The sequence below is a fragment of the Bartonella sp. AP72JLCBS genome (assembly GCF_042195705.1).
In the GTDB taxonomy this organism is placed as follows: Bacteria; Pseudomonadota; Alphaproteobacteria; order Rhizobiales; family Rhizobiaceae; genus Bartonella.
Genome location: NZ_JBHIOU010000005.1, coordinates 65,337 through 88,729 on the forward strand (window position 1 = coordinate 65,337; position 23,393 = coordinate 88,729).

25 protein-coding genes, 1 tRNA gene and 3 pseudogenes are annotated in these 23,393 nt (G+C 42.5%); 9 read left to right on the forward strand and 20 right to left on the reverse strand.

Features of this window, described 5'->3' with window-relative positions:
* The first annotated feature begins 45 nt into the window (after positions 1–45).
* Entirely contained in the window at positions 46–651 is a 606-nt protein-coding gene (locus tag ACFILO_RS04055; protein WP_375677906.1) for a 5-formyltetrahydrofolate cyclo-ligase, read from the forward strand.
* 18 nt (positions 652–669) lie between these two features.
* Positions 670–1,491: a TIGR00282 family metallophosphoesterase gene (locus tag ACFILO_RS04060; protein WP_375613599.1), complete on the forward strand. Its 822-nt coding sequence runs from the start codon at positions 670–672 to the stop codon at positions 1,489–1,491.
* A 337-nt stretch (positions 1,492–1,828) separates the two neighbouring features.
* Here ACFILO_RS04060 and ACFILO_RS04065 read toward each other — a convergent pair.
* The 5 genes and pseudogenes from ACFILO_RS04065 to ACFILO_RS04085 all read right to left on the reverse strand — a co-directional run bounded on the left by ACFILO_RS04065 (position 1,829) and on the right by ACFILO_RS04085 (position 5,311).
* Positions 1,829–2,294 (reverse strand): annotated as a pseudogene (locus ACFILO_RS04065) (helix-turn-helix domain-containing protein).
* A gap of 171 nt (positions 2,295–2,465) precedes the next feature.
* Positions 2,466–2,822, reverse strand: a complete 357-nt coding sequence (locus ACFILO_RS04070; protein WP_375671813.1) for a helix-turn-helix domain-containing protein — start codon at positions 2,820–2,822, stop codon at positions 2,466–2,468.
* A 463-nt stretch (positions 2,823–3,285) separates the two neighbouring features.
* Positions 3,286–3,549 carry a hypothetical protein gene (locus tag ACFILO_RS04075; RefSeq protein WP_375613602.1) on the reverse strand — a complete coding sequence of 88 codons (264 nt, stop codon included), beginning with the start codon at positions 3,547–3,549 and terminating at the stop codon, positions 3,286–3,288.
* A gap of 137 nt (positions 3,550–3,686) precedes the next feature.
* Positions 3,687–4,982, reverse strand: a complete 1,296-nt coding sequence (gene murA, locus ACFILO_RS04080) for a UDP-N-acetylglucosamine 1-carboxyvinyltransferase (protein ID WP_375613603.1) — start codon at positions 4,980–4,982, stop codon at positions 3,687–3,689.
* Positions 4,983–5,158: 176 nt separating this feature from the next.
* Positions 5,159–5,311, reverse strand: a complete 153-nt coding sequence (locus ACFILO_RS04085; protein ID WP_375607050.1) for a hypothetical protein — start codon at positions 5,309–5,311, stop codon at positions 5,159–5,161.
* A gap of 176 nt (positions 5,312–5,487) precedes the next feature.
* Here ACFILO_RS04085 and ACFILO_RS04090 point away from each other — a divergent pair.
* Positions 5,488–5,562: transfer RNA gene (locus ACFILO_RS04090), tRNA-Thr, on the forward strand.
* A gap of 720 nt (positions 5,563–6,282) precedes the next feature.
* Here ACFILO_RS04090 and ACFILO_RS04095 read toward each other — a convergent pair.
* Positions 6,283–6,423 carry a hypothetical protein gene (locus ACFILO_RS04095; RefSeq protein WP_375677875.1) on the reverse strand — a complete coding sequence of 47 codons (141 nt, stop codon included), beginning with the start codon at positions 6,421–6,423 and terminating at the stop codon, positions 6,283–6,285.
* Positions 6,424–6,760: 337 nt separating this feature from the next.
* Complete coding sequence (locus ACFILO_RS04100) at positions 6,761–6,949, reverse strand: hypothetical protein (RefSeq protein WP_375677876.1); 189 nt, start codon at positions 6,947–6,949, stop codon at positions 6,761–6,763.
* Positions 6,950–7,397: 448 nt separating this feature from the next.
* Here ACFILO_RS04100 and ACFILO_RS04105 point away from each other — a divergent pair, with 448 nt between their 5' ends.
* Both ACFILO_RS04105 and ACFILO_RS04110 read left to right on the forward strand, forming a co-directional pair.
* Complete coding sequence (locus ACFILO_RS04105; RefSeq protein ID WP_375631876.1) at positions 7,398–7,955, forward strand: hypothetical protein; 558 nt, start codon at positions 7,398–7,400, stop codon at positions 7,953–7,955.
* A gap of 228 nt (positions 7,956–8,183) precedes the next feature.
* Positions 8,184–8,423 (forward strand): annotated as a pseudogene (locus tag ACFILO_RS04110) (DnaJ domain-containing protein); the annotation flags it as partial.
* Positions 8,424–8,826: 403 nt separating this feature from the next.
* Here the strand turns inward: ACFILO_RS04110 and ACFILO_RS04115 are convergent.
* From ACFILO_RS04115 to ACFILO_RS04150, 8 genes are all read right to left on the reverse strand, one after another.
* Positions 8,827–9,000 carry a hypothetical protein gene (locus ACFILO_RS04115; protein WP_375677877.1) on the reverse strand — a complete coding sequence of 58 codons (174 nt, stop codon included), beginning with the start codon at positions 8,998–9,000 and terminating at the stop codon, positions 8,827–8,829.
* The gene (locus tag ACFILO_RS04120) at positions 8,981–9,136 is read right to left on the reverse strand and encodes a hypothetical protein (RefSeq protein WP_375640867.1); all 156 of its coding nucleotides are present in this window, start codon (positions 9,134–9,136) and stop codon (positions 8,981–8,983) included. The genes ACFILO_RS04115 and ACFILO_RS04120 overlap by 20 nt, the downstream gene beginning before the upstream one ends.
* Positions 9,129–9,413 (reverse strand): hypothetical protein, encoded by a 285-nt coding sequence (locus ACFILO_RS04125; RefSeq protein WP_375677878.1) that lies wholly within the window; start codon positions 9,411–9,413, stop codon positions 9,129–9,131. Before ACFILO_RS04125 ends, ACFILO_RS04120 begins: the two co-directional genes overlap by 8 nt.
* Positions 9,397–9,603: a hypothetical protein gene (locus ACFILO_RS04130; RefSeq protein ID WP_375677879.1), complete on the reverse strand. Its 207-nt coding sequence runs from the start codon at positions 9,601–9,603 to the stop codon at positions 9,397–9,399. The genes ACFILO_RS04125 and ACFILO_RS04130 overlap by 17 nt, the downstream gene beginning before the upstream one ends.
* A gap of 220 nt (positions 9,604–9,823) precedes the next feature.
* Positions 9,824–10,588 carry a lambda exonuclease family protein gene (locus ACFILO_RS04135; RefSeq protein WP_375613609.1) on the reverse strand — a complete coding sequence of 255 codons (765 nt, stop codon included), beginning with the start codon at positions 10,586–10,588 and terminating at the stop codon, positions 9,824–9,826.
* Between the two features lie 1,327 nt (positions 10,589–11,915).
* Positions 11,916–12,104, reverse strand: a complete 189-nt coding sequence (locus ACFILO_RS04140; protein ID WP_273790850.1) for a hypothetical protein — start codon at positions 12,102–12,104, stop codon at positions 11,916–11,918.
* A 2-nt stretch (positions 12,105–12,106) separates the two neighbouring features.
* Positions 12,107–12,496: a hypothetical protein gene (locus ACFILO_RS04145; RefSeq protein ID WP_375634523.1), complete on the reverse strand. Its 390-nt coding sequence runs from the start codon at positions 12,494–12,496 to the stop codon at positions 12,107–12,109.
* Positions 12,497–12,808: 312 nt separating this feature from the next.
* Positions 12,809–13,126, reverse strand: coding sequence for an XRE family transcriptional regulator (locus tag ACFILO_RS04150; RefSeq protein ID WP_375631890.1), 318 nt, complete (start codon positions 13,124–13,126; stop codon positions 12,809–12,811).
* Between the two features lie 416 nt (positions 13,127–13,542).
* Here ACFILO_RS04150 and ACFILO_RS04155 point away from each other — a divergent pair, with 416 nt between their 5' ends.
* The 3 genes and pseudogenes from ACFILO_RS04155 to ACFILO_RS04165 form a co-directional block, all read left to right on the forward strand.
* Positions 13,543–14,613: a DUF1376 domain-containing protein gene (locus ACFILO_RS04155; protein WP_375677880.1), complete on the forward strand. Its 1,071-nt coding sequence runs from the start codon at positions 13,543–13,545 to the stop codon at positions 14,611–14,613.
* A gap of 468 nt (positions 14,614–15,081) precedes the next feature.
* On the forward strand, positions 15,082–15,315 hold the full coding sequence (locus ACFILO_RS04160) for a hypothetical protein (RefSeq protein ID WP_375653675.1): 234 nt from the start codon (positions 15,082–15,084) through the stop codon (positions 15,313–15,315).
* A gap of 101 nt (positions 15,316–15,416) precedes the next feature.
* Positions 15,417–17,894: pseudogene (locus ACFILO_RS04165) on the forward strand (toprim domain-containing protein); the annotation flags it as partial.
* Here ACFILO_RS04165 and ACFILO_RS04170 read toward each other — a convergent pair.
* The 5 genes from ACFILO_RS04170 to ACFILO_RS04190 are packed head-to-tail and all read right to left on the reverse strand — an operon-like array spanning position 17,888 to position 20,440.
* The gene (locus tag ACFILO_RS04170) at positions 17,888–18,448 is read right to left on the reverse strand and encodes a hypothetical protein (protein WP_375677881.1); all 561 of its coding nucleotides are present in this window, start codon (positions 18,446–18,448) and stop codon (positions 17,888–17,890) included. The pseudogene ACFILO_RS04165 and the gene ACFILO_RS04170 sit on opposite strands and share 7 nt — an antisense overlap.
* 59 nt (positions 18,449–18,507) lie before the next feature.
* Positions 18,508–19,191: a hypothetical protein gene (locus ACFILO_RS04175; protein ID WP_375677882.1), complete on the reverse strand. Its 684-nt coding sequence runs from the start codon at positions 19,189–19,191 to the stop codon at positions 18,508–18,510.
* 24 nt (positions 19,192–19,215) lie between these two features.
* Positions 19,216–19,884, reverse strand: coding sequence for a hypothetical protein (locus ACFILO_RS04180; RefSeq protein ID WP_375677883.1), 669 nt, complete (start codon positions 19,882–19,884; stop codon positions 19,216–19,218).
* Positions 19,885–19,899: 15 nt separating this feature from the next.
* Positions 19,900–20,229, reverse strand: coding sequence for a hypothetical protein (locus ACFILO_RS04185; protein ID WP_375677884.1), 330 nt, complete (start codon positions 20,227–20,229; stop codon positions 19,900–19,902).
* A 34-nt stretch (positions 20,230–20,263) separates the two neighbouring features.
* On the reverse strand, positions 20,264–20,440 hold the full coding sequence (locus ACFILO_RS04190; RefSeq protein WP_375653601.1) for a hypothetical protein: 177 nt from the start codon (positions 20,438–20,440) through the stop codon (positions 20,264–20,266).
* A gap of 104 nt (positions 20,441–20,544) precedes the next feature.
* On the opposite strand from ACFILO_RS04190, the gene ACFILO_RS04195 reads away from it, so the two are divergent.
* Positions 20,545–21,114 (forward strand): hypothetical protein, encoded by a 570-nt coding sequence (locus ACFILO_RS04195; RefSeq protein ID WP_375621509.1) that lies wholly within the window; start codon positions 20,545–20,547, stop codon positions 21,112–21,114.
* Positions 21,115–23,393: the final 2,279 nt, after the last annotated feature.

Consider the following 23,393-nt stretch of genomic DNA (forward strand, 5'->3'; position numbering starts at 1 on the left):
ACAATGGATAAAATACCAGCATCTTATAAAACAATTGACGAGACAATGACAAATAATCCCCTCTATGAATCTGCTTCATCCCTTCGCACACAGCAACGCAAAAACGGTTTATCGCGTCGTGATGCTCTTTTAACAGAAGAGCGTGCACTCTTTTCGCAGCGTGCTTGTTGCCACTTTATTGAATACCTTGAAAAGAAGGGAACCGATTTTTCACGCCTCATTTTAGCAGGCTATTGGCCCATTAAATCGGAAATTGACCCGCGTCCTTTACTGGATGCTGTAGCGTTACGCGGTGGGCATTTAGCCTTACCAGCAGTTCTTGATTCCACCACCATGATTTTCCGTGCATTTTCGCCCAGCACAATTTTAGAGCCCATGCGTTTTGGCACCTTTGGTCCGGGTGCAGACAATGACGTTGTTGCCCCCAATAATATTATTGTTCCGCTTTCTGCGTTTGATCGTCAATGTCACCGTCTTGGCTATGGAGGAGGATACTATGACCGTGCTGTTGCAGCTCTTGAAAAACAAGGGCATCAAATGACATTATGGGGCATAGGATTTTCATGTCAGGAGGTTTCTTCTATTCCCGCAGCAGAACACGATCTACAGGTACAAGGAATTTTTACAGAAAAAGGTTTCTTAAAATGTTAAAGTGTGATTAAAGCGCCTATGCGTTTTTTATTTTTAGGTGACATTGTTGGTAGCACAGGCTGTAAAGCTGTTTTTGAACACCTTCCTCAACTGATTGAGAAATGGCAGCTTGATTTTGTTGTGGTAAATGGTGAAAATGCCTCTGGTGGTTTTGGTCTCACACAAGAAACGTATCAAGATCTTTTGATAACCGGTGTTGATGTTGTCACCACAGGTAATCATGCTTTTTCTCACAAAGAAGCATTGCAGTATGCCCATGAGAGTGATCGTTTTTTACGCCCTGCCAATTTTTCGAAAGAAACTCCTGGAAAAGGTTCTGGTGTTTTTACGGCAAAAAATGGCGCCCGTGTTCTTGTCGCCAATCTGTTGGGCAACGTTTTTATGCCGTGTAAAGTAGAAGATCCATTTGAAACAGCGGAAAATATTCTGCTTGCCTGTTCGTTGATGGAGCAAGCCGATACGATTATTTTTGACTTTCACGCAGAAACGACAAGCGAGAAGCAATGTTTTGGCCATTTTCTTGATGGTCGTGTAAGTGTTATCGTTGGCACACATACGCATATTCCCACGGCTGACGCGCAGATCTTAGAAGGTGGGAGCGCCTATTTAACAGATGCAGGCATGTGTGGAGATTATAACTCCTCTCTTGGAATGGATAAAGAAGAACCCTTACACCGTTTTCTTTATAAGACGAAGCAAGATCGTTTTGAACCGGCGTGTGGTCCTGCCACCCTTTGTGGTTTAGCGGTTGAGATTTCAGATCGCACCGGTTTAGCAGAAAAGGTCTCGGCGGTACGGATTGGTCCTCATTTAAAGCCTGAAGTTCCGGATTTTTGGTAGCTTCTTTTAAGCCGCCCCTTTGATAGTTTCTTTCCAAGATTTCCTTTTGAGAACTCTATTTGGCAAGACGACTTTTCCAGCCCTTCCCAAATCCTAAAAACACCCCACCCTCCAATTTGCCTAATACAGCAACTTTTCTAGCACAAATAAGTCACTCTTTTAAAAAAAATAAAGGATAAAGGATAAAATTTTTCGTGATTTTTAAAACGATGAGAAGGAGGTTTTATTTGGACATTTCTGCGGGGGGGGGGAGGAGAAATGCTAACCCCCTTCTCTAAAAAAAGCTTTATATAATAATTTATTATTTAGCAAGAGCCTCTTTAATCTTTTTTTGATTCTAACGAAAATTTAATCTTAAAATTGCTTTTTGCTTTTTAGGTTTGAGCTCTCTAAAACTTTTCAAAAGGATGTGCTCTTCTTTACTTGAAATCCTTTCATCACAGCAATACAAGGCATTTTCTTTTGTCGAGAGATCCGTATAGAAAAAAGAAATGGGAACATTGAGAATATCAGCAATTTCCTGTAAACGCCCCGCCCCCTATACGATTAGAGCCTTTTTCATATTTTTGGATTTGTTGAAAAGTCACACCTAACTGGCTACCTAATTTCTTTTGCGGCATTCCCAGCATTGCTCTTTTAAAGCGAATTTTTCTGCCTATCGAAATATCGTTAAAGTGTGGATTTTTAGCTTTCACTTCAAGCTCCCCTGCCGGTTGCGAGCGCCTCTTATGCGTATTCCGGGAGTCAAAAACACTGAGTTCAGTCAGCTTTTTTGCTTTTAGTGCTAGAGAGCACCTGGACATAGCAAAAACTCCCGGAATCTCGCGATACTTATAAAGCAGGCTAATGTTTCATCTTGGATTTTCAGGCTTTGGGTTCCACCATTCAACCACACTATACGACGAGAACCTTGGTGCTTGTTCATAAAATAATTTCTGGAGACCAGCAATAAAAATTAAAACAGTGTTTTTATCTCATGAGACAATCAAACACAAAATTGCTTTCTGTTTTTGAGGTTTGAGCTCTCTAAAACTTTTCAAAAGGATGTGCTCTTCTTTACTTGCGATCCCTTCATCACAGCAATACAAGGCATTTTCTTTTGTCGAGAGATCCGTATAGAAAAAAGAAATGGGAACATTAAGAATATCGGCAATTTCTTGTAAACGCCCAGCTCCTATACGATTAGAGCCTTTTTCATATTTTTGGATTTGTTGAAAAGTCACACCTAACTGGCTGCCTAATTTCTTTTGCGACATTCCGATCATTGTTCTTTTAAAGCGAATTTTTCTGCCTATCGAAATGTCGTTAAAGTGTGGATTTTTAGCTTTCACTTCAAGCTCCCCTGCCGGTTGCGAGCGCCCTCGCATTGGTATTCCGGGAGTTGAAAGAGCTGAAACTTGACTCAGCCTTTTGCTTTTAGTGCTAGAGAGCACCTGGACATAACAAAAGCTCCCGGAAATCCGGGATATCCATAAAGCTGGATAAATACGTGTCTCAAGTTTAGGGTCTTTCATTCCCTGTTGATCGCTGCGTAGACGACCAAAACATTCTCTTACCAATAAAGTAATTTCATGAAATTAGCAATAAAATTTAAAAACAGTCTTTATTTTATGAGCTCCACCCCCGCCTCTCAAACTTTTATGCCCGCTCGTAAAAACTCCAAAACCATGAAATAAAACCCACGTTTATTGAGAGGACTAATAACCCTTTATTTTTGAGATCACACCTCCCAAAAGCACACCTAACAACATATCACCCCCTCCCAAAGCCATTTTTGAGAGACATCTTACAGATTTACACTGTGATGCGTTGGATTTTTGCACCACAACGAGCCAATTTTTCTTCTAATCTCTCAAATCCACGATCAAGATGATAAACACGATTGACGATTGTTTCCCCCTTTGCTGCCAATGCTGCAATCACAAGAGAAACAACAAGCACGCAAATCCGTCGCCATGACAGGAGCCCCTTGCAAATTCTCTGTTCCATGAGATAGTTGCCCTCTCGCCCATCAAGCTTTATCTGTGCCCCTAAGCGATTGAGTTCTTGAACATGCATAAAACGATTTTCGAAAACCGTCTCTGTAATATGCGCGCTTCCCTCAACCCCGTGTCATGAAAGCATGCCGCCCACACAACAGCCACCCCCCCAAGCAACCTCTCAAAGCCATTCTTTGGAGCATATCTTTGAAAGCTTTACACTGTGATACGTTGGATTTTTGCGCCACAACGAGCCAATTTTTCTTCTAATCTCTCAAATCCACGATCAAGATGATAAACACGATTGACGATTGTTTCTCCCTTTGCTGCCAATGCTGCAATCACAAGAGAAACAGAAGCACGCAAATCCGTCGCCATGACAGGAGCCCCTTGCAAATTCTCTGTTCCATAGACAGTTGCCGTCTGCCCATCAAGCTTTATCTGTGCTCCTAAGCGATTGAGTTCTTGAACATGCATAAAACGATTTTCGAAAACCGTCTCTGTAATATGCGCGATTCCTTCAGCCCGTGTCATGAGCGCCATGAATTGCGCTTGGAGATCAGTTGGAAAAGCAGGATAAGGTCCTGTTTTAATATCAACGGGCATAATTTTGGTGTTCTTTGGATTTCGCTTAATATGAATTCCTTGAGGTTCTATTTGAATCTCGAGTCCTGTTTTTTGGAGCACCTTAAGCACCTTTGTGAGATGATTAGGATTTGCATTTTTAAGAAAGACATCTCCTCCCGTCATAGCAACAGCCATTGCATATGTTCCCGCTTCGATTCGATCAGCAATAACGCGTACTCTAGCACCGTTGAGTTTTTTAACCCCTTCAATTGTAAGCGTTGTTGTTCCTTCACCGGTTATTTGAGCCCCCATAGCATTCAGGGTTCGAATAAGGTTTGTCACTTCTGGCTCACAAGCTGCATTCTCAAGAGTGGTTGTTCCCTTTGCCATTGTCGCCGCCATCAGCAGCACATGGGTTCCACCAACAGTGACTTTAGGGAAACGATAGTGAGCACCTTTTAACCCCTTTAGCGCTTTTGCATGAACATATCCATTTTCGATCGTAATCTGTGCGCCTAAAGTTTTAAGTCCCTCAAGGATAAAATCGACAGGTCTTGTTCCAATAGCGCATCCTCCAGGAAGCGAAACATAAGCCTCTGCGCATCGTGCAAGCAGAGGTCCGATAACCCAAAAGCTTGCACGCATTTTTTTCACCAGTTCGTATGGTGCCCGTGTTGTGGCTATTTTTTGCGCCGTAAAATGAATTGTTCTTGAATTCACACATTCATCGTTAAACTCTTGTCCATCAACGGCATATCCAACACCATGATTATTGAGAATACGAATAAGCAATTCAACATCGGCCAGATGCGGAATATTTTCTAAAGTGAGCGTTTCTTCTGTCAGCAGCGCCGCAATCATAAGAGGCAATGCAGCATTTTTTGCCCCAGAAATAGGAATTGTTCCTTGAAGTTTTTCTCCCCCAACAATTTGAATAGAATCCATCGTGTTTTCCCTCTTTTCCTTTGTGCCTGCCCTTCCAAAGGATTATCCCCCTTCGGGAAGTTATGCTTTATTAATCGTTTTAGAACGCATTCTAACTATGAGAACAAATTATTGAGAAGTTTGGTTGCAAAAATTTACTAAAAAACATTTTTTTGCATTTTAGAGCTTTTTGCATTTTAGAGTTCTGGTTGTGCTCTTTTTCGGCTTTGCTCTTTTCGACGTTTCAGGTTTTGACGCAATTGTTGTGCCAATCTTTCTTGACGTCGTTTTGCTTTTTCATCTTGATGATTAATTTCATTTTGTTTTTGTTTTTGATGCATTTGTGTCATTGCGCAACCTTTTAAACAGTGTTGAGCTTCTATCCAAGCAACTCATAACCTTAAATATTTAAGCATATAAGAAACATATGTCATGACATAAGATACGTTTTCTTGCAAGAATATACAAATGTTCTCTTGCCTATTTTCTGACAATATGGCACAAGACAGCGCAAAGATTGAAAAGGGCTGCGGTAGCTCAGTGGTAGAGCACTCCCTTGGTAAGGGAGAGGTCGAGAGTTCAATCCTCTCTCGCAGCACCATTTTATTCTTCTTTTGCCTCTCTCTTCTTGCCCTTATAAGTCTTCCCTATAAGCCTAAATCTTTTCCCCCAACCTTCATCGGCTTCATCAAATCCTCCATCCTTTAAACCATGCGCTTCAATAGCCTCAAAATCAGTAGCTTCAAAATCAATGGCTTCAAAATCAAGAGCCTCAATGACACGCTTAATCTCTAAAATGCTTTGCGAACGGCTTTTGAAATTGACCGCCCCCCAAAGAATATCCCCCCACCCCTTGCCTCCCCTCTCTTTCCTTGCCCCTCCCCTTTCCTTGCCTCTCCCTCTCTTTCATTTCTGTAAGATTGTCCCCCTTTACTCCTTCTCTTTACCAAGCCTCACTATTGCAACAACTCTTAGCACTTGAGACGGTATAGGCATTTTTATTTTTTCAATATTTTATTTCTTGAATATTTTTCCCCACAAGCTCACCCTGTTTGTAATATGCAAACAAACGATTTTACTTGATTCAATATAAGAGCGTTTGAATAAGAAGGGTTGAAATAAGAACATCTCACACTATTTCGGGCTCTCATTGAAATTCAAATTGAATCTCAATAATGAATTATTATAAACTCATTGTTTAAACATATCCCATTGATACCTTTATCCGCCCCAAAACGAATAATCTTATCTTTCCAGCCTCTCTATCCACCTCAAGCAACACAAGCATTCCCTCTAAAAATTAGAATAAGCTTCATCGATCCTATTCGTCATTTACAACAGATCTAACAGAGCCATTTCCAGAACCTCCTCTCAACTCAACGCCTTTCCTTCCCCATTCTCCCCACCCCTTACCAAAAGCAAAAACCAAACAGTGATAAAGTCCCCTCAATAAAGCTTTCACTAAGCACCCCACGCTCCCATATGGCAAACATCTCATATGGCAAACATCCCATATGGCAAACATCTCATATAACAGACATCTCATATGACAGGCATCCCCATATACTAGACATCCCATATGGCAGAAAATTGAGAGCCTGCCTTTTCAAAGAAGATCCCTCATTACCAATTTTATACACTATGGTTTTCCACGTGCTCTAAGCCTCCCTCTTTCAACACGCATCTTTTTTATACGAATACTTTGATTGATACGGATAGCGTTATTCGTCTTGCATAAGAGCCCCAAGAGCGAAAAGCTCTCTCCCTCTGTTCTATTGAAATCAATCACCCCTCTTCGCTTACACTTCACAAGCAGAAAGATCCGTATGGCGAGAAACTTTCCAAGAAAAGCATATCTCTTCGTAAGAAGCCTCCCAGTAAACGAGATTATGAATCGTCTCAAGAGCTACAGCCCATGCCGCAATTTTGGCAACGGGCCCCAAATAGTACCAACTTACTTTTTCATAAAGTAAAGATAGGGTGCGCAATGTTTATAATCTCTGGGGGTATAATCTACGGACTTTATAATCTACGGGGCTTGACCGTTATACCCCTCACGATATTATTCACAAGCGCCAGTATGAAATTTATGAACGCCGGCATAAAATGGCTGTGAAATGAGCTTAGAGCGAGATATCTTTATTAAAACAAGTGCGTGAATGTACAACAACAAGTATATTTCATTTGGAGTATTTTGGATATTGCCTACTCTCCCCACCCTAGGACAACCATTTTGGCTACAGATCCCCTTATATTTTCTGCATATTTTCTGCTGTCATATCTCCTCCAATAAGCTAAAACCCCACATATGCGGGGTTTTAGCCAGTACCACACCTTTATTTAGACACATTATGATCATTATAACCATTTTTATTAAATACGTTTTTACGTATATTTTCAACACAAAAATAACACATATTGATTTATTTAACAGAAATGACTTATAAAAGCTCATCAGAAACAAACGACAATAAATACCCTCTGTTTAAACACTTTATTTTCTTCGCTATAGCAATAAGCACTGTTTTATTCACGCATCATACAACGAGTGGATGTACAACAGATGGTCTTTTTGTTGGAAGTACTTCTCCGATCAATTGTATTTCCAAAGAATATATAAGACAGAAAATAAAAAAGAAGCTATTAGAAAAAGAACGCGAAAGAGAATGGTTAGAGCTTGAACAATTTTCTGTTAGCGCTTGTCCAGGTGGAAAATTTCCTGTTTATTATGGCGTTTCTATTATCGATTGTGTTTCAGAGGAAGAACTAAAACAAAATCGTCTTAATCAAAATCGTTTTAATAATGAAATTAATATAATGAACTTATTCCTGCAATGGTTTATCGTAGCATTCGTAATAACAACGATAATGTCTGTTCCCATAAGTTTACTTTGGCGTTTTAGATTTAAGGTTCCTGCCTGTTTATTTACAATAATGACAACCTTGGCTATTATTGCCGTCCCTTTTACATTTGATTTATCGTCTCTCTTTTAATCTATTTTTGTAAAAAATATTTCTAAAATATTAAAAACACCCTGCATTTTTAAGCGTTTTGAACTGTATCTCCTCTCATTTAGAGACAATAGCCCCAAGTACAGCCATGCCACTCAATACAATTTTCACCATATTTATAACATAAAAATAACACATGTCGATACATTCAAAAGAGATCAATTAAACGATCTTATAAAATAAGAGCAATACACAAAGTGGCTGTATTTAATGATAGTAAATGAAGACGATTATTATGGAATTCTTGGTGTAAGCTACGCATGCAACGATAAACAGATAAAATCTGCTTTTCGTAAATTAGCTCTGCAATACCACCCTGATCATAATTCTAGTACCGAAGCAGAACAAAAATTCAGAAAAATTTGTGAAGCCTATGAAGTTCTTAAAGATCCTCAAAAGAGAGCTGCTTACAATCAGTTCTATCATAAAACTTTTAAAGATAATGACAAGGCTTCTGAAATTAGTAGAAAGCAAGAGAACAGACGACAAGATAATACCGAGCATGTAATTGGTAGTATCATGAATGTAATTTTCATTATTTGTGGAATAATACCTATAATGTGTTATATAATTTCGTTTTTTACGTGGAATATACCACTAGGAATAATAAGTATAGGGTTATTAATTTTCATCAGTATAAAAGGATATTTGGTAAATATTGGTGCATTTATCTTCGGGATCATACTAATATCATTTATCAAAGTTATATGGAGAAGTATCTATTGATCAGTGCTTTTGAAGAGCTTTAAGATCAGCCCCACAGTGAATTCACAAGGTGTGGTAATTTTTGATTTTCTATAACAAGGTAGTGTAGAAAAACATAAAGATTATAATGTCTCTATCCGTTCTTTTCTTATTCTCCCCTTTCCTCCACCCCTCTATTTTTTCCACAACCTGCCCCCCAATCTTTTCCCCAACAAGCCCACTTGACTCCACACAGACTTTTTCTCATGCCCCTACATCCTTTTCCCATATCGGCTAAAAAACGCCCCTCAAACGACTCTTTCTTAATGAACAAAAGTACCACAAGGACCATTTCCTCTCCAATGAAAAAGCACTTGTCCGGCAACTTCGCCATCATGGGGGACTTTCATCGCGCCCCCAAACACGGCACAACACAAAAGCGGCCAGAAGCTCCCCGTTGTCCCAATACGTCTAAACAAGCTTTAACGACCTCCCCCGCCAAACACCTCCTTCCATTTTCCAGCATGCTTTACGTATCATTCCAAGCTCCCTACTTGCGTGCCGCAAAAACATAAAAACCGGCTCTTTTCCTCCTTGAACGTGCCTTTTTATAGGTTGGAACCTGTCTGTACTGCTGCTTCCCTCCCCCCTAAACCTCATTTTTGTTCTCCAGCATGCTTTCGTGTCACTCCAAGTCACAGGATAACGACCTGCCCCCTTCATCCCCACCATTTCCTCCTCATCCCGCTCCAACATTTCTCTTCCCAAAGCCGCGTATCTCCCCCTTTTCCATATCGGCTAAGAAAATCCCCCAAGCCCCCGCAAAGCTCTCTCCCCCCAAGAACGAAAGCATAACGTACACCATTGTCACCACAATGAAAAAGCAACTCAGCCCTTTCATTGCGGCCCCCCCCCCAACACTCACCACAAAAGCACCCAAAATCACACCACCATACCTCTGAACACTTAGCCTTACTCCCCATTCTCGCTTTCCCCTCCAGCATACGTCTTGTCTTCATTCCAAGCACCCTTTCCCCCCATTGCCCAACATGGCTTTCACATTCCTGTCCCCTAAAGTTCGCTATGCTCCCTGCTTCCCTGCGCCCCCTTATTTGGCACCCTCCTCCAACACAAAAACCAGCTCTTTTCCCTCTGCTCTTTCCTTTTTATAGAACTTTGCCTCTCCTCAACGCTACACAAGATCCCTTCCCACCCCGTCTCATTCTCGTTTTCCCCTCCAGCATACGCTTTGTCTTCATTCCAAGCACCCTTTCTTCCCCCTCCTTCAAAGCAATTTCTGTTCTTATATGAAAACCTGTCCCAACACTCTTAATTTGCTGTACCATCTTCTCCAAAGCCTCATTAAAACGGCTAATTTCATTTTCAAGCTTGCAAATATACGCTTCATCACGATAAGCCCGTTTAATCAAAGGAGGCATATCCGGCCAATAGAGCATTAAATCCACCCATTCGCGTTGAGAAATCCATAACCCTCCTTGACATTGTGCTTTATGTTCTGCTGGAAAGCCCTTTTGCATGAAATGAGGAATTAAAATTTCAGGTTTTTTTGTTTTAATTTCCAACAATCCATTTTTTCCAACAAAAGCATCGGGAGAAAATCCTTGTCCGCGATCATCAGCCAAAACAAAGCCAATACATTCAGGTTCTGTATGTGTCAGTTTCCCATAAAGCTGTCGCGCGCTTGGTTCTAATTCAGTCCCACGTCGCATAGAAAGTGTTGCCCCTTCATCAACGGTTTTTCCGGTAATTCTTTCTCCCGCCAATTTCATCATCACACTCTGATAGCGTGACGTTTTTTGCCCTTGTTTTGTTCGTGCCATAACCATCTCAAACAACGAAGCCGTAATCAAACCATTACGCGCTTGCTGCCATTCCTCTGTTCCTTGAATACAATCGATAATGATTGGCATAGTATTTCTCCCCTTCATCTTTAAGGTGTTTTTTTGCAACATATTCTCTTTGAAACATTCATATCTTTTAAGATGCATTCCCCACTAAGAATGACAGCATCCTTAAATATTGTGCTGCTGAAATCACAAAAGCTGTTGGAAACGCCCCCTCAACTTCCCCCTCCCCACAAGTTTCTCATCCCCTCCTTTTCCATATCAGCTAAGCCCCTCCCAAGCGGCGCCCCCCCTAGACGAAAGCATAACGCGTGATATTTTCTCCCCGATAAAAAAACCTCTCGCCCATCATTGCCCCCCTAAGGCTCAATACAAAAACGGTCAGAACCGCGCCCCCATAGCTTCTTCCTCTTCTTCCCTCTCAAACACCTTCCCTCATTTCCCAACATGCTTTCACATTCATATCCAAGCTCTTTGCACTCCCTGCGCTCCAAGCCCTCTACTTTCCCCCTACACGGAACTTTTTTTAAAGATTGACATCTCCTCAACGCTATACGGCTGCCCCCTTTCCACACCTCATATCTCCCCTCCAGCATATGCCTTGCATACGCTTCAAGCTCTCCTCCCCCCACTCGTCCTCCCTCTTAACCAGCCAACCACCAACATTTTCCCCAACAAGCTTCCCCCCAACATCCCTCCTCCCCACAAGTTTCTCATCCCCTCCTTTTCCATATCAGCTAAGCCCCTCCCAAGCGGCGCACCCCCTAGACGAAAGCATAACGTGCACCATTATCACCGCAATGAAAAAGCACTTGGGCCCATCATTGCGGCGCTCTCCCCCAGCACTCAACACAAAAGCACCCCAAAGCCCCCCACGTGTCCCAATATGTCTAAACAAGCTTTAACGACCTCCCCCGTCAAACACCTCCTTCCATTTTCCAGCATGCTTTAGGTATCATTCCAAGCTCCCTACTTGCGTGCCGCAAAAACACAAAAACCGGCTCTTTCCCCCTTGAACGTGCCTTTTTATAGGTTGGAACCTGTCTGTACTGCTGCTTCTCTTTCCCCTAAGCCTTCATTTTTGTTCTCCAGCATGCTTTCCGTGTCACTCCAACCCCACTGGATAACCCGCTGCCCCTTCATTGCCTTACCCCCCCAATGAACCAGCCGGCAACTTCCCCCCCACACACAAGCGTCCGCAATTCCCCATATATAGGGCTCTTTTCTTCATGCCCCCCCTTTCCATATCGGCTAAGAAAATCCCCGCAAAGCTCTCCCCCAAGCGGCTCCCCTAAGCTTCCCCCCCCCCAAGAACGAAAGCATAACGCACACCATTGTCACCGCAATGAAAAAGCACTTGGGCCCATCATTGCGGCTTCTTTTTTCAACCCTGCTACTGCACGACGGAAAAATCATGGCGGCAATATTCTTCCTCCAATTTTTTTGCCATAGACTGAGCCACCTCTTGCGAGATGAAAAGTATAGCGTTGTGTTTTTGTGGTTCGAGTCTGATTAAATTCCGCATATTTCCAGCATAATAAAGTGGAATCCCTTGATACGAAGTCTTGAGATAACTTGGCATGTTTACCACCAATAATCTGTCAAGACATCACATGGGCGTAAACGATGCTGTTTTTCATAAGAGCCATAGAGATTATCTTCATAATCGCAAGCCGCTCTTTCATTTAAACAAGCATGATAAGCTTCACTATTCAAAATGAAGGGCTGCAATTGTGTATTTTCTTCATTCATTTCATGATTTTCGACATAAAAATCAGCGATTTGTTCCGTAATATCTTCAGCATGAGAAGTTGTCAGATCGAGTCGTAAAACTCTATAAACAGTTTCACATTCTTCAATCAGTTCGAGCACTTCTTCGATTTCGTCGATTGGTCCTTCATAAGTACAAGGATTTTCCTCTTCGCATAAAACGACAATGATTTCATCCTCTTTAACGAATGAAATATTTTTCATGATTTCCCCCTTTAGATAGTTGATAAAGCATAGCCTTGTCTTGACAAGACTAAATATAGCGTTAGTCTTATATCCTCTATAGGAGAGATGTCAACCATTTTATCCTTCATAAAAGATATATTTTAAATATCTACGGGGTTCAAATGACATATGTAAAGAAAAATCTATTATTCTTTGTTCCTCTCATGCCCCTTTGTTGTTCTCTATTTGTTCTTACAAAATTGCAATTATAAACACACAGGAGAGATAAAATGAGTGACATAATATTAATAAAACACTGGAGTCGCCTTGACTCAAAAGCACAGAAGGAAGTTATTTTGAAGCTTCGCCAATTGGTCGCCGCAAAAGAGTCAAAATCGCCTGTCTCTCTTGCGGAGAGAGTTTCGAAATAAGCTCTATAAATTCTTTATCTTCAGGGCTAGCCCCTTTCCCGTAAAGAATATAATTCATACTGATATTAATTTCGTGACAAATTCGCGAGAGAGATTCGATTGTTGGTTCTTTTCCTTCAGAAAGAATAGAATGAAGGTACCCCGCGCCTTTACCGGCAGCGAGGGAGATAGATCTTTTTGACCGCCCACTTTTTTCCAAAGCGATTCTTAATCTTTGACGCCAACCATCGATATTCATAATTTCACCATATAGCGCGTCTTTTTAAAAAAACACGTCCTTTTTATAAAACGGGCTTGCATTATCCTCTAAAAAGGATAAAATTAAGGAAACAAATTTTACTTTTTAGGGGGAATTTTTTTTTATTTTTAGATCATAAAAACACTTTAACCACCCTACCGGATATAAAAGACCACCTCCAAAGCTTCTGCCCAAAAGCAAGTACGTTGAGAATGTGTGGTATTCTTTATTTTTTCCATCACCGCAATCTTAAATCGTAAGTTTGCATGCGCTTCAAGCACAGCCAATCATTTATAAGCATCGTAAAGAAGCCTCTAGTCATCATCGAACAGAGCCAAAAGCAACACAAGTTAAATCCTTATTTGAGCTTTTATCATCAATAAAAATGTATAAAAAAGAAGAAAGTAGATTGCAGTATGAAACACGCTAATCAACAAGAAACTCCTCATTATGAATCGTCTAGGCTTCCATATGTTTGTTGGTATCAAAATGACTTTCTAGGAGGTGTACGTGGGATGCGCGCACACGAAATTGGAATCTATACGATTCTTCTCAATGAAATGTATGCCCGTGGCCGACCTTTAGAAATATCGAAAGAACGTTTAGCGCGTCTTTGTGGTTGTGACAAGCGAACTTTTGTTAATGTTTTAGAGATGCTCATCCAAGAGGGTAAGATTTTAAATTTAGCCAATGGATTATGGAACAAGCGTTGCGAAAATGTTTTTCAAGAGCGTGAAAAATTGCTTGAACAAAAATCCTTTGCGGGTCGTTCTTCGGCAAAAAAACGCAAGAAAATCAATGCAGAGATGCAACAACTGCTTAACGAAAGTCCAAAAGATGTTGCACAAAACTCAAAAGCTCAAAAGGCAGAAGAAAAGGAAACACCTTACGGTGTTTTAGAAAAGAAAATTTTGTTTGATGAGACAGAACCTTGTTTTTCCTGCGAAGAGAACTTTGAACAAAGCGATCATCCATCACCCTTATCGGCTCTTGATTCACCTCTCCCTTTGCCTGCCCAAGCAGAAGCGGAGCAAAAAAACGCCTCCCCTTTAAACGCTCCCCAAGCCGAGTTCACTCCCGCCCCTATCGCGCAAATTGTCACGGGGGAAAAAACAAAATCTGCCACCACTCTTCCTCCCAGCAATCTTCCTACCTCCGTCCCTCCTTCTTCCAACAAAAAAACCACAACCTCAGTTACCAAAGGGCATCGTCTTCCTGAGCATTGGCAAGCAGACATCAAGGCGGCAGTTTCAGAAGGTTTGAGTGAAAGCCAAGCCCATTGGCAAGAAAAGAAGTTTCGCGACTATTGGCAAGCCAAAGGCGGCAAAGAAGCTCTCAAAGTAGACTGGCAAGCCACATGGCGCAACTGGTTTCGCCGTGAGATCGAACGGCAAGAACAGCAAAAACAAAGGAGCTCCTCATCTTTTACCTCTGAGAACAATGACACGCTTTACCGCAGTTTGATCAACTATAACGACAATTTTTGACATCACACAAACAACGTATTTTTCAAGCAAGCGCGGGGACAAAAATGCTTCAAAACCACAACAGCATCGGACAAAACAAAAGGCGGCAAAACAACATTTGGATAGGCGATTCACACAGCAAAACGCGTCAACATCGACCATTTTGCTCTCATCACAAAAGCGTTTTCCCCACGCAAAAGACCCCCACAGGCACCCCAACATACACACCCCAACATGCACCCCAATACACCAGGACTCCAGCATGCACCACCCCCTCAGGCATATCCACCCCGCCCTTCTTTCACCCCCTTCCTCCTTTCCACCTTCCTCCTTTTCCCAAGGCGCCACTTCCCATGCTCTTGGCAAACAGACATCAACAGAGCAGCTTCAAAAAACTTCAATGAAAAGCAAACTCTTTGGTAACAAAACACCCCTCCACACAGGCACCCCAACTCATGCCCCAACACCCCCCCAACAGGACACTTCAACATGCACCACACCCTCACAGGCATCCGCCCCACCTTCTTGCATCCTTCCTCCTTTCCGCGTTCCTCCTTTTCTCAAGGCGCCACTTCCCATGCTCTTGGCAAACAAACATCAACACAGCCATTTCAAAAAGGTTTGAGTGAGAGTCAAGCCCATTGGCAAGCCAAGAAGTTTCGCAACTATTGGCAAGAAAAGAGCGGCAAAGAAGCTCTCAAAGTAAACTGGCAAGCCCCATAGCACCACGAGACTTTACGATCAGATCAAACGGTGAGAACAGCAAAAACAGAGTCCTCACTTCTCACATCTTGAGAAAAACGAAAATAATATCACGAATGACCATGAGCACAATTTTTGAAATCAAACAAAAACTTATCTCACAAGCCGATAGAATAGCAGAAATGCTTCTTCCCCAAGGGCACAAACGAGGCAACAATTGGATTGTAGGCAACACACGTGGTGAAGCTGGTCAAAGTTTATCGATTTGCTTGAGTGGTAGTAAAGCAGGACTTTGGTATGATTTTGCAGAAAGCACAGGAGGAGATCTTTTAGACCTTTGGTGTGAAGTCAAAGGCATTAGCCTTTCTCAAGCCTTAGAAGAAGCACGCGCGACTCTCAATCTGACACGCCCCAAACCCTTTATGGCGCCCCATCGTTCCTATCGCCGTCCACCGGTTCCTACAGGGCAGAGCCCGCAGAATCTTGTAAAAACCTATCTCCACGAAGAACGCCGCATTCCTCTAGAAATTATAAAGCGTTACCGCATAGGAGAAAATGGCAAAAAAATCATTTTCCCCTTTTATAAACCCGACGGCACCCTTGCTTTAGTCAAAGAACGGCTTGCGCAAACGGGAGCAAAAACCAAACCAACAGCCTCCCAATGTGAACCGATTTTATTTGGTTGGCAAGCCCTTTACCCCACAAACCACGCCTCCACGCACACATCCCAGCAGGCGACCCAAAACACCGCCTCAACCAACCCCGCCTCTACACAGGCATCCCCGCACACCCCCCAGCAGGCACCCACGCACGCACCTCAGCAGGCATCCCAACACACACCTCAGCAGGTACCCTCAACCAACCCCGCCTCCACACAAGCGCCCCAAAACACTGCCTCAACTAACCTCACCTCCACGCAGGCGCCCCAGCAGGCACCCCAACACACACCTCAGCAGGTACCCTCAACCAACCCCGCCTCCACACAAGCGCCCCAAAACACTGCCTCAACTAACCTCACCTCCACGCAGGCGCCCCAGCAGGCACCCCAACACACACCTCAGCAGGTACCCTCAACCAACCACGCCTCCACACAAGCGCCCCAAAACACTGCCTCCACACAGGCGCCCCAAAACACCGCCTCAACTAACCTCACCTCCACACAGGCATCCCCGCACACACCCCAGCAGGCACCCACGCACGCACCTCAGCAGGCACCCCAACACACACCTCAGCAGGTACCCTCAACCAACCCCGCCTCTACACAGGCATCCCAAAACACCACCTCAACCAACCACCCCTCCACGCAGGTGCCCCAGCAGGCACCCCAACACACACCTCAGCAGGTACCCTCAACCAACCACGCCTCCACACAGGCGCCATTTCCCATTCTTTCTTCAACAAACCGTACCATTGTTATCACTGAAGGAGAAATTGATGCGCTATCCTTAGCCGCCTATGGATATCCGGCGGTTTCTGTTCCCTTTGGAGGAGGCAGTGGAGGAAAACACAACTGGATTGAAAATGAATTTGATCATTTAGAATCTTTTGAAACGATTTTTTTAGCCACCGATATGGATCCGCCCGGAGAAGAAGCAGCCCGTGAGATTGCCAGCAGGCTTGGACGCCACCGTTGCTACCGTGTCCGTTTACCTCGCAAAGATGCCAATGACTGTTTAACCGCAGGGATTGATAAAGCCACCATAAAAGCCGCCTTTTCCTCAGCACAAAGCTTTGCCCCAGAAGGTTTACGGCGCGCCTCAGACTATAAAGATCAAGTGATTGGGCTTTTTTGGCCAGAGCCTGAAAAACATCTTGGTTATACGGTTCCCTATCCTAAACTGAAGGACAAATTGCATTTCCGCCCAGCAGAATTAACGCTCTGGAGCGGTGCGAGTGGTGCAGGTAAAAGCCAATTATTATCAGACTGTATTCCCCATTGGATTGCACAAAAGAGTCGCCTTTGCTTAGCGTCTCTAGAAATGAAAGGAGAACAATCGCTTCGCCGTTTAACCAAACAAACGGGCGGCTTAGAACAGCCTACAAAAGAGACGATTGAACGGATTCTTCATTTTTTAGACGATGGGCTTATTCTTTATGAGCATGTTGGCAAATCAAGCGTTGACACCTTGCTTGAAGTCTTTGACTATTGTCGTGCGCGCTATGGCTGCGATCAATTTATCATCGACAGTTTGATGCGGCTTGGCATTGCCTCTGATGATTATGCAAGACAAGAACAAGCCGTTTATAAAATGGTTGATTGGGCTGTTTTAAACAGTGTGCACATCCACCTTGTCGCCCATGCCCGCAAAGGCGGTCTGGATAAAGATATCCCCAGCACAGAAGACATTAAAGGCGCCTCAGAAATTGGTGCCAATGCCTTTAACATCATCACCATTTGGCGCAATCGGTCGTTGGAAGATAAAATCTTTGCCGCCTCTCTCGCACAAGAAAAAGCAGATTTAGCCAAACGCCCAGGTGTCATTATGAATATTGCCAAACAACGTTCTGGTGATTTTGAAGGCAAAATAGGGCTTTGGTTTGATCCCCAAACTTATCGCTATCGCTGTTCTTTTGAACAATCATTCCCTCGACGTTATCTGTAATACCCCATAAACCCCACTCTCTTTAAAAACGCCTCCGCTTTCAAACGCGCACGCCTTGCTCCCACAGAAACAACAGGAAGGATCAATCCACAAATGATGAAAAACACCCAATCCTTCGCGAACCAAAGCCTGCTCAACCCTAGATTCTCTGCTCCCAAACGCAAACAAAAAAAGATCGCTCCAACAACGGCGCAAAACACCACCCCCTTCAATAACCACAAACAACGCGTCACCACCCCATCTCGCCGCCCCCTCATATGCAAAATTAAGAACCACTCCAACAGTGCAGCAAACACGATCCCTATCAAGGACAGAAGTCCCCATGGTATGTCCATACTCTCCATCCCCTCAAGAGCCAAAAAAAGGACGACTCCTAAAATGCAGTAAAACAGCACTTCCTTCAAAAAGAGGGAAACACCACAAATACAATAAAACGCCGCCCGCCACCAAGGAATATCGAAGCGATTGGAAAGCTTATAAGTACCAATAACGACAACAATAAAAAGGTAGGAAAACACCAACAACAGCAAAAAAAACAAATCGTTCGACATCACATACCCCTCACAGCAAGCCCATTAAAGATCACACCCATAAGACAAAAAAACACCCCCTACTTTAAGAACCAAGCCCCTAAAACACGTGCACGCCTTGCTCCCTCACAAACAAAAGGAAGGGTAAATCCAAAAATGAATAAAAACACCCTCTCATTCGAGAACCAAAGCCAGCTCAACCCTAGATTCTCTGCTCCCAGACGAGTAAAAAAAAGGAGAGTACCAAAAATGCAGGAAAACAGCACAAAATTCAAAGCACGCAACGACCTCTGTAGCACCGTATCACTTTGCTCGCGTATAAAGAACCCCAAGAGCACTTTTAACAATAAAGACAAGAGCAAAACCTTTAAGAATACCGCCCTTATGCTATCCATATCCCTGACGCCCACAGCAGCAAACCACAGGATAAAGCCCATCATGCAACAAAACATAACTGCCTTTAAGAACACTTGCCAAGCAACAGGCATACTCTTGACGCCCAGATGCACCAAACCAAGGACAGTTGCAAAAATGCAAGAAAACACCGCCCCCTTTAAGAGCAGCTCCCCATCAACAGCGCGCCTGCCCACGCCCACATAAATAAAACCAAGGTAGGTGGCAACAACGCCATAAAGCACCACCCATCTCCAAAACATCCACCCTGTAACAGAGCGACGCTTTGCTCCCTTATAAATAAAAATCAAGGCAAGAGCAAAAAAGCAGAAAAACCAAGGCAACAGCCAAAACATCACATCGTTCGACATCAAATACCCCTCACAGAAAGAACATCAAAGACCATGCCCGTGGGAAAGAAAAATGCTCATTCTTTTTAAGCACCACCCCAACAGTACACGCACACACCGTACCCCCTCCAAAACAAACAAAGGAACGAATCCAACACTGCTCACAAACACCCCATTGTTCAAGAACCAATGCGTGCTCCAGCCCATATGCTTTACTCCCACATGTGCCAACCCAACGACAGTGCCAATAATACAAGAAAACACCACCCACTTGAAGCACCACACCCCACGCGATATCCATTTACCCCGCACCCTCATAAGCAAAACCAAGGACAGCGCCAGCAATGCAACAAACACCGCTCCTATCACTAAAAATTCCCATGATATATCAAAACGCTTCGCTCCCTTATAAGCAAAGCCAAGAACCACTACAGCAATGGTGCAAAACACCACCCCCTTCAAAAACACGCCCCACGATACAGTTCTACTGTTTGCTCCCACAACAATAAAACAAAGGACAGCTCCAGCAATACAAGAAAGCTCCACCCCCTGCCAAAACACCTCCCACGTAATAGCCGGTCGCCCCGCATCTTCATAAGCAAAACCAAGGACCATGCCAACAACGCAGCAAAACGCCAGCCCCTTTAAAAATATGTCCCGCGCAACCACCATACGCCCCGCTCCTTCATAAGCAAAAATCAGAGACCATGCCAAAAATGCAGCAAAAGATCAATCCTTTTCAAAGAATGAAAGCCTAAACCCAAGACGCCTTGCCCCTCTATAAATAAGAGCAAGGACAAAGCCCAAAAGGACATAAAACACCCACTTGTTTGAAAACCACACCTGAGCCAAACCCAAATGCTCAGCTTGCTTATAAATAAAATCAGAGACAGCAGCCAAAATGAAGCTCAACAACACCATCTTGAGGAACAAACCCTTCGTTACACCACGCCGCTGCATTACTTCATAACCCAACATAAGGAAAATACCGGGAATGCCATAAAACGCCATAGCTCGTAAAAATACGCCCCACGTCATCCCAAGAGCCTTCATTTCCACATAAACAGCCACAGAGACATAGGCTACAATACAGCTAAACACCAATCCCTTCAAAGACAAAAGCCCGCGCAACATCATGCCATTCCCCCATCAAGTCATTCAAGGAAAATCCACCATGCGACAAAACACCCCTCTTTTCAAGAACCAAATCCATGGGGCTCCCACACACAAGCGCAACAGTCCAAGTCACCCCAAGAGCGCATACCCACACGGCACACTCCAACACATGTCTTCCTCTCATCCCCCTCTTTTGCCTAGAGCAAGCAACATTTTTTTAAAAACGAGAAGCAAAATTAAAATTTTTAAGGAGATGCTATGACCCATAAGCAGAAAAAAAATATGCAAACCTGCCCGCTTGATCATCAAAATCAAGAAAAGCACATTGGTCATTTAAAGACGCAAGAAATCCCTGTTGAAACGCGTAATCCTTATTTTAAACCCAATCATCGAGAAAGTTCCAGCAACCCGCGCACCATCAATGCCATTGCCAATGCACAAAGCCATCCCATTGCACTTTTATATGCGAAAGGACATCTCAGCAAAGCCCAATATAAAGCGGCAGAACGTTTTTATTTTTACTGGCGTCAAAGCCAAGCCGATCTCCACATGAGCCTTGACTACACCCGTGAAAAGGTTTCCTGTAGCCAAGGGTACACACACCCTATTGAACGTCAAATAGAAGCCTCCAATCATTTAAGAACAATCAAAGTTCAACTGGGGATTCTTGGCTATTCACTGCTTGAACGCGTTATCGGCCATGGACAAGCGATAAAAGAATTAAGTTCTTCAAAACGCAAACAAAACTCTCTTGCCGATCATTTACGAGATTGTTTAGACTTGCTCGCATTTCATTGGGGATATGCAAACCATAAACATTTTGAATAATCCCCCTCCTCGCCATTTTAAGCGGCCTCCCATGTTGCCCCCGCCCCCTCTAAAGAAACCTCCCCCACACGGGCTCAAGCATCCAGCAGCTCTCGCCTCCATTTTCATTACCTTGCCCCCACCCAAAAGGACAATACTTCACCCCCCCACACATACTTAAGATACACCCCACACTCTTAAAAACAAAAAGCCTTCCCCCATATCAGTCCTATAATCATGAGGGGCTCTTAATTCGTTTTTGATTGAAGAATATTATCAAGATGCTTGCATGTATCATAATATTTTTAAATATAGTTTAATTAATATCGAGTCTTAAAACAAATATTCAATTGAAAAAAGTATTACGTTTTAATGCAAAATGACAAAATTTTTTGTAAAAAGTATTTTTTATATTGCTATTTTTTCAATTCTCTGCTAAGTATAATATGGTAGGTTCTTTAAGTATGATTTTTTTGTATTTAGTACGGCCTTTTAAATTTATTCTTTTTTGACACGTCCTGCGAGTCAATGTTAAAATTCTCCTGCTTTTTGGTCCTCTAATTGCGACGGAGGACTTTTTTTTTATAACTGTACTTTTTTATGACTGTATTGTCTTAAATCACTTCCTTATGAGCTTTGTGATAATTCCTCCATAAGGTCTACCCGCAAAATAGATCATTCTTTTGTCAAATTGACTTGCGTTTCATTCTCAAAGAACAAAGATTCTTAACTCAATCTGATTTACAAACAGCTTGGATACACTTCCCTCTTGGCTTCCATTCACTCTTGGCTTCCATTCAGGATTTTCCGCTAAACTCAAGGCGCAACAGAAGCTTGCTCTGTCTTAAAGATTCACCACGCCCTTAAAAAAACACTTAAAACATATCCAAGGAAGCTTGCTTCATATCACCAAACCTCAAATGACCGTGTTTTACGACATAACAGAATGACTTAACTACTGGATAACTTTCTTTATCGCCCCCCAACAGGTTGATGTATCACGACAACATATTGATTTATAATCATCATATCCCGTTATCCATATAAAATTAAGAGACGCAGATATCATAGGGATTCTCTCATTTTAAATTTATTTCATGTTGCATCAATCAACACCTTGTCTTTTCCACATTACAAACATGAGAGACATATGAAATAACGCACTTCAAAGATTTCAAAGATAAAGAATCAAAATGCCTCTTATGAACACGCTCAAGAGCCAAAGGCTGTCATCATATGAGGCGCGAATAGTATGATAATGTGCTGGCTTTTCCTTATGAGATTTTAAAGAAGGACTTATCCACTTCACAAGAGATTTCTCCATTATCAGATTTACCAATATCTCCAATCACCAATATAATTGTGATGATAAGATCACATAATGTTTTTAAACAAGTAGGTAAATGTGCAACACAAATATATTCTATTTAGAACACTCTGTTTTATGTGAGTCGCGTAAACTCCCATTAAAAACAAAATCCCCCATTAAAAACAAAATCCCTATGAGAAAAAATCTAAAGCGTGAAGATAAAAACATGAGACAAGTGTGATTCCATTCAGATATTGCTCTTTAACCGTCAAACCGAATAAAAATAGATCCGGAAAATATGTTAATCTTCCTACCTTAAGAGATAAACTAAGAATATAGACAACATCTCTCCTAACATTCCCCTTTTTCTAGCATCGCTTAAGAATCAAAAGTTATACAGCTTATTTTGTCATATTATAAAGCACTGTTTTTTAAGGCGGTATTGAAGCAGTTAAAACAATTGAAGTGTTTAGCCAACGCCATCGCCATTAGCAAAGCTAAAAAAACAAACTGTTGAAAAGCCGTGCATATCTTGTGTAAACACAAAAAAAACAAGAAAAAGGCACAAAAATATCTCAATTTTTATAAAAATACATCAGCGTCTTTTACGATTGTATTGACGAACAACCCTTATCACATAATCATCTTAAATATTGAGAATAAAGAATGAATAGCCCTCGCAAATACAGCAACCTATCAATAAAAATATAAAAACAAATCTTTTTGTTATCTCTGTTTCTTATGGAATATGCCTTTCCCTATGGATGCACTTTAGCCTCCAAAGAGTGCATTCAATCCATGGAAAGGATGCACTCCGCGCCTTCAATAGAGTGCATCCTTCCCCTCAACGGAAACTGCCAAACCCTCATAAGGCAGTATCCAATCCATAAGAGGATGCACTCCAGCCTTCAAAAAGAGTGCATCCTTCCCCTCAACGGAAACTGCCAAACCCTCATAAGGCAGTATCCAATCCATAAGAGGATGCACTCCA

Coding starts and splice junctions, on each gene's coding strand:
- ACFILO_RS04135 (WP_375613609.1), bottom strand. CDS start 10,588: ATGCCAATCATTATCGATTGTATTCAAGGAACAGAGGAATGGCAGCAA.
- ACFILO_RS04195 (WP_375621509.1), top strand. CDS start 20,545: ATGACCCATAAGCAGAAAAAAAATATGCAAACCTGCCCGCTTGATCAT.
- ACFILO_RS04125 (WP_375677878.1), bottom strand. CDS start 9,413: ATGTTGGAGCGGGATGAGGAGGAAATGGTGGGGATGAAGGGGGCAGGT.
- ACFILO_RS04155 (WP_375677880.1), top strand. CDS start 13,543: ATGAAACACGCTAATCAACAAGAAACTCCTCATTATGAATCGTCTAGG.
- ACFILO_RS04085 (WP_375607050.1), bottom strand. CDS start 5,311: ATGACACAAATGCATCAAAAACAAAAACAAAATGAAATTAATCATCAA.
- ACFILO_RS04175 (WP_375677882.1), bottom strand. CDS start 19,191: ATGTCGAACGATGTGATGTTTTGGCTGTTGCCTTGGTTTTTCTGCTTT.
- ACFILO_RS04170 (WP_375677881.1), bottom strand. CDS start 18,448: ATGTCGAACGATTTGTTTTTTTTGCTGTTGTTGGTGTTTTCCTACCTT.
- murA (WP_375613603.1), bottom strand. CDS start 4,982: ATGGATTCTATTCAAATTGTTGGGGGAGAAAAACTTCAAGGAACAATT.
- ACFILO_RS04105 (WP_375631876.1), top strand. CDS start 7,398: ATGACTTATAAAAGCTCATCAGAAACAAACGACAATAAATACCCTCTG.
- ACFILO_RS04145 (WP_375634523.1), bottom strand. CDS start 12,496: ATGAAAAATATTTCATTCGTTAAAGAGGATGAAATCATTGTCGTTTTA.
- ACFILO_RS04160 (WP_375653675.1), top strand. CDS start 15,082: ATGCACCACACCCTCACAGGCATCCGCCCCACCTTCTTGCATCCTTCC.
- ACFILO_RS04140 (WP_273790850.1), bottom strand. CDS start 12,104: ATGCCAAGTTATCTCAAGACTTCGTATCAAGGGATTCCACTTTATTAT.
- ACFILO_RS04075 (WP_375613602.1), bottom strand. CDS start 3,549: ATGCATGTTCAAGAACTCAATCGCTTAGGGGCACAGATAAAGCTTGAT.
- ACFILO_RS04150 (WP_375631890.1), bottom strand. CDS start 13,126: ATGAATATCGATGGTTGGCGTCAAAGATTAAGAATCGCTTTGGAAAAA.
- ACFILO_RS04060 (WP_375613599.1), top strand. CDS start 670: ATGCGTTTTTTATTTTTAGGTGACATTGTTGGTAGCACAGGCTGTAAA.
- ACFILO_RS04055 (WP_375677906.1), top strand. CDS start 46: ATGACAAATAATCCCCTCTATGAATCTGCTTCATCCCTTCGCACACAG.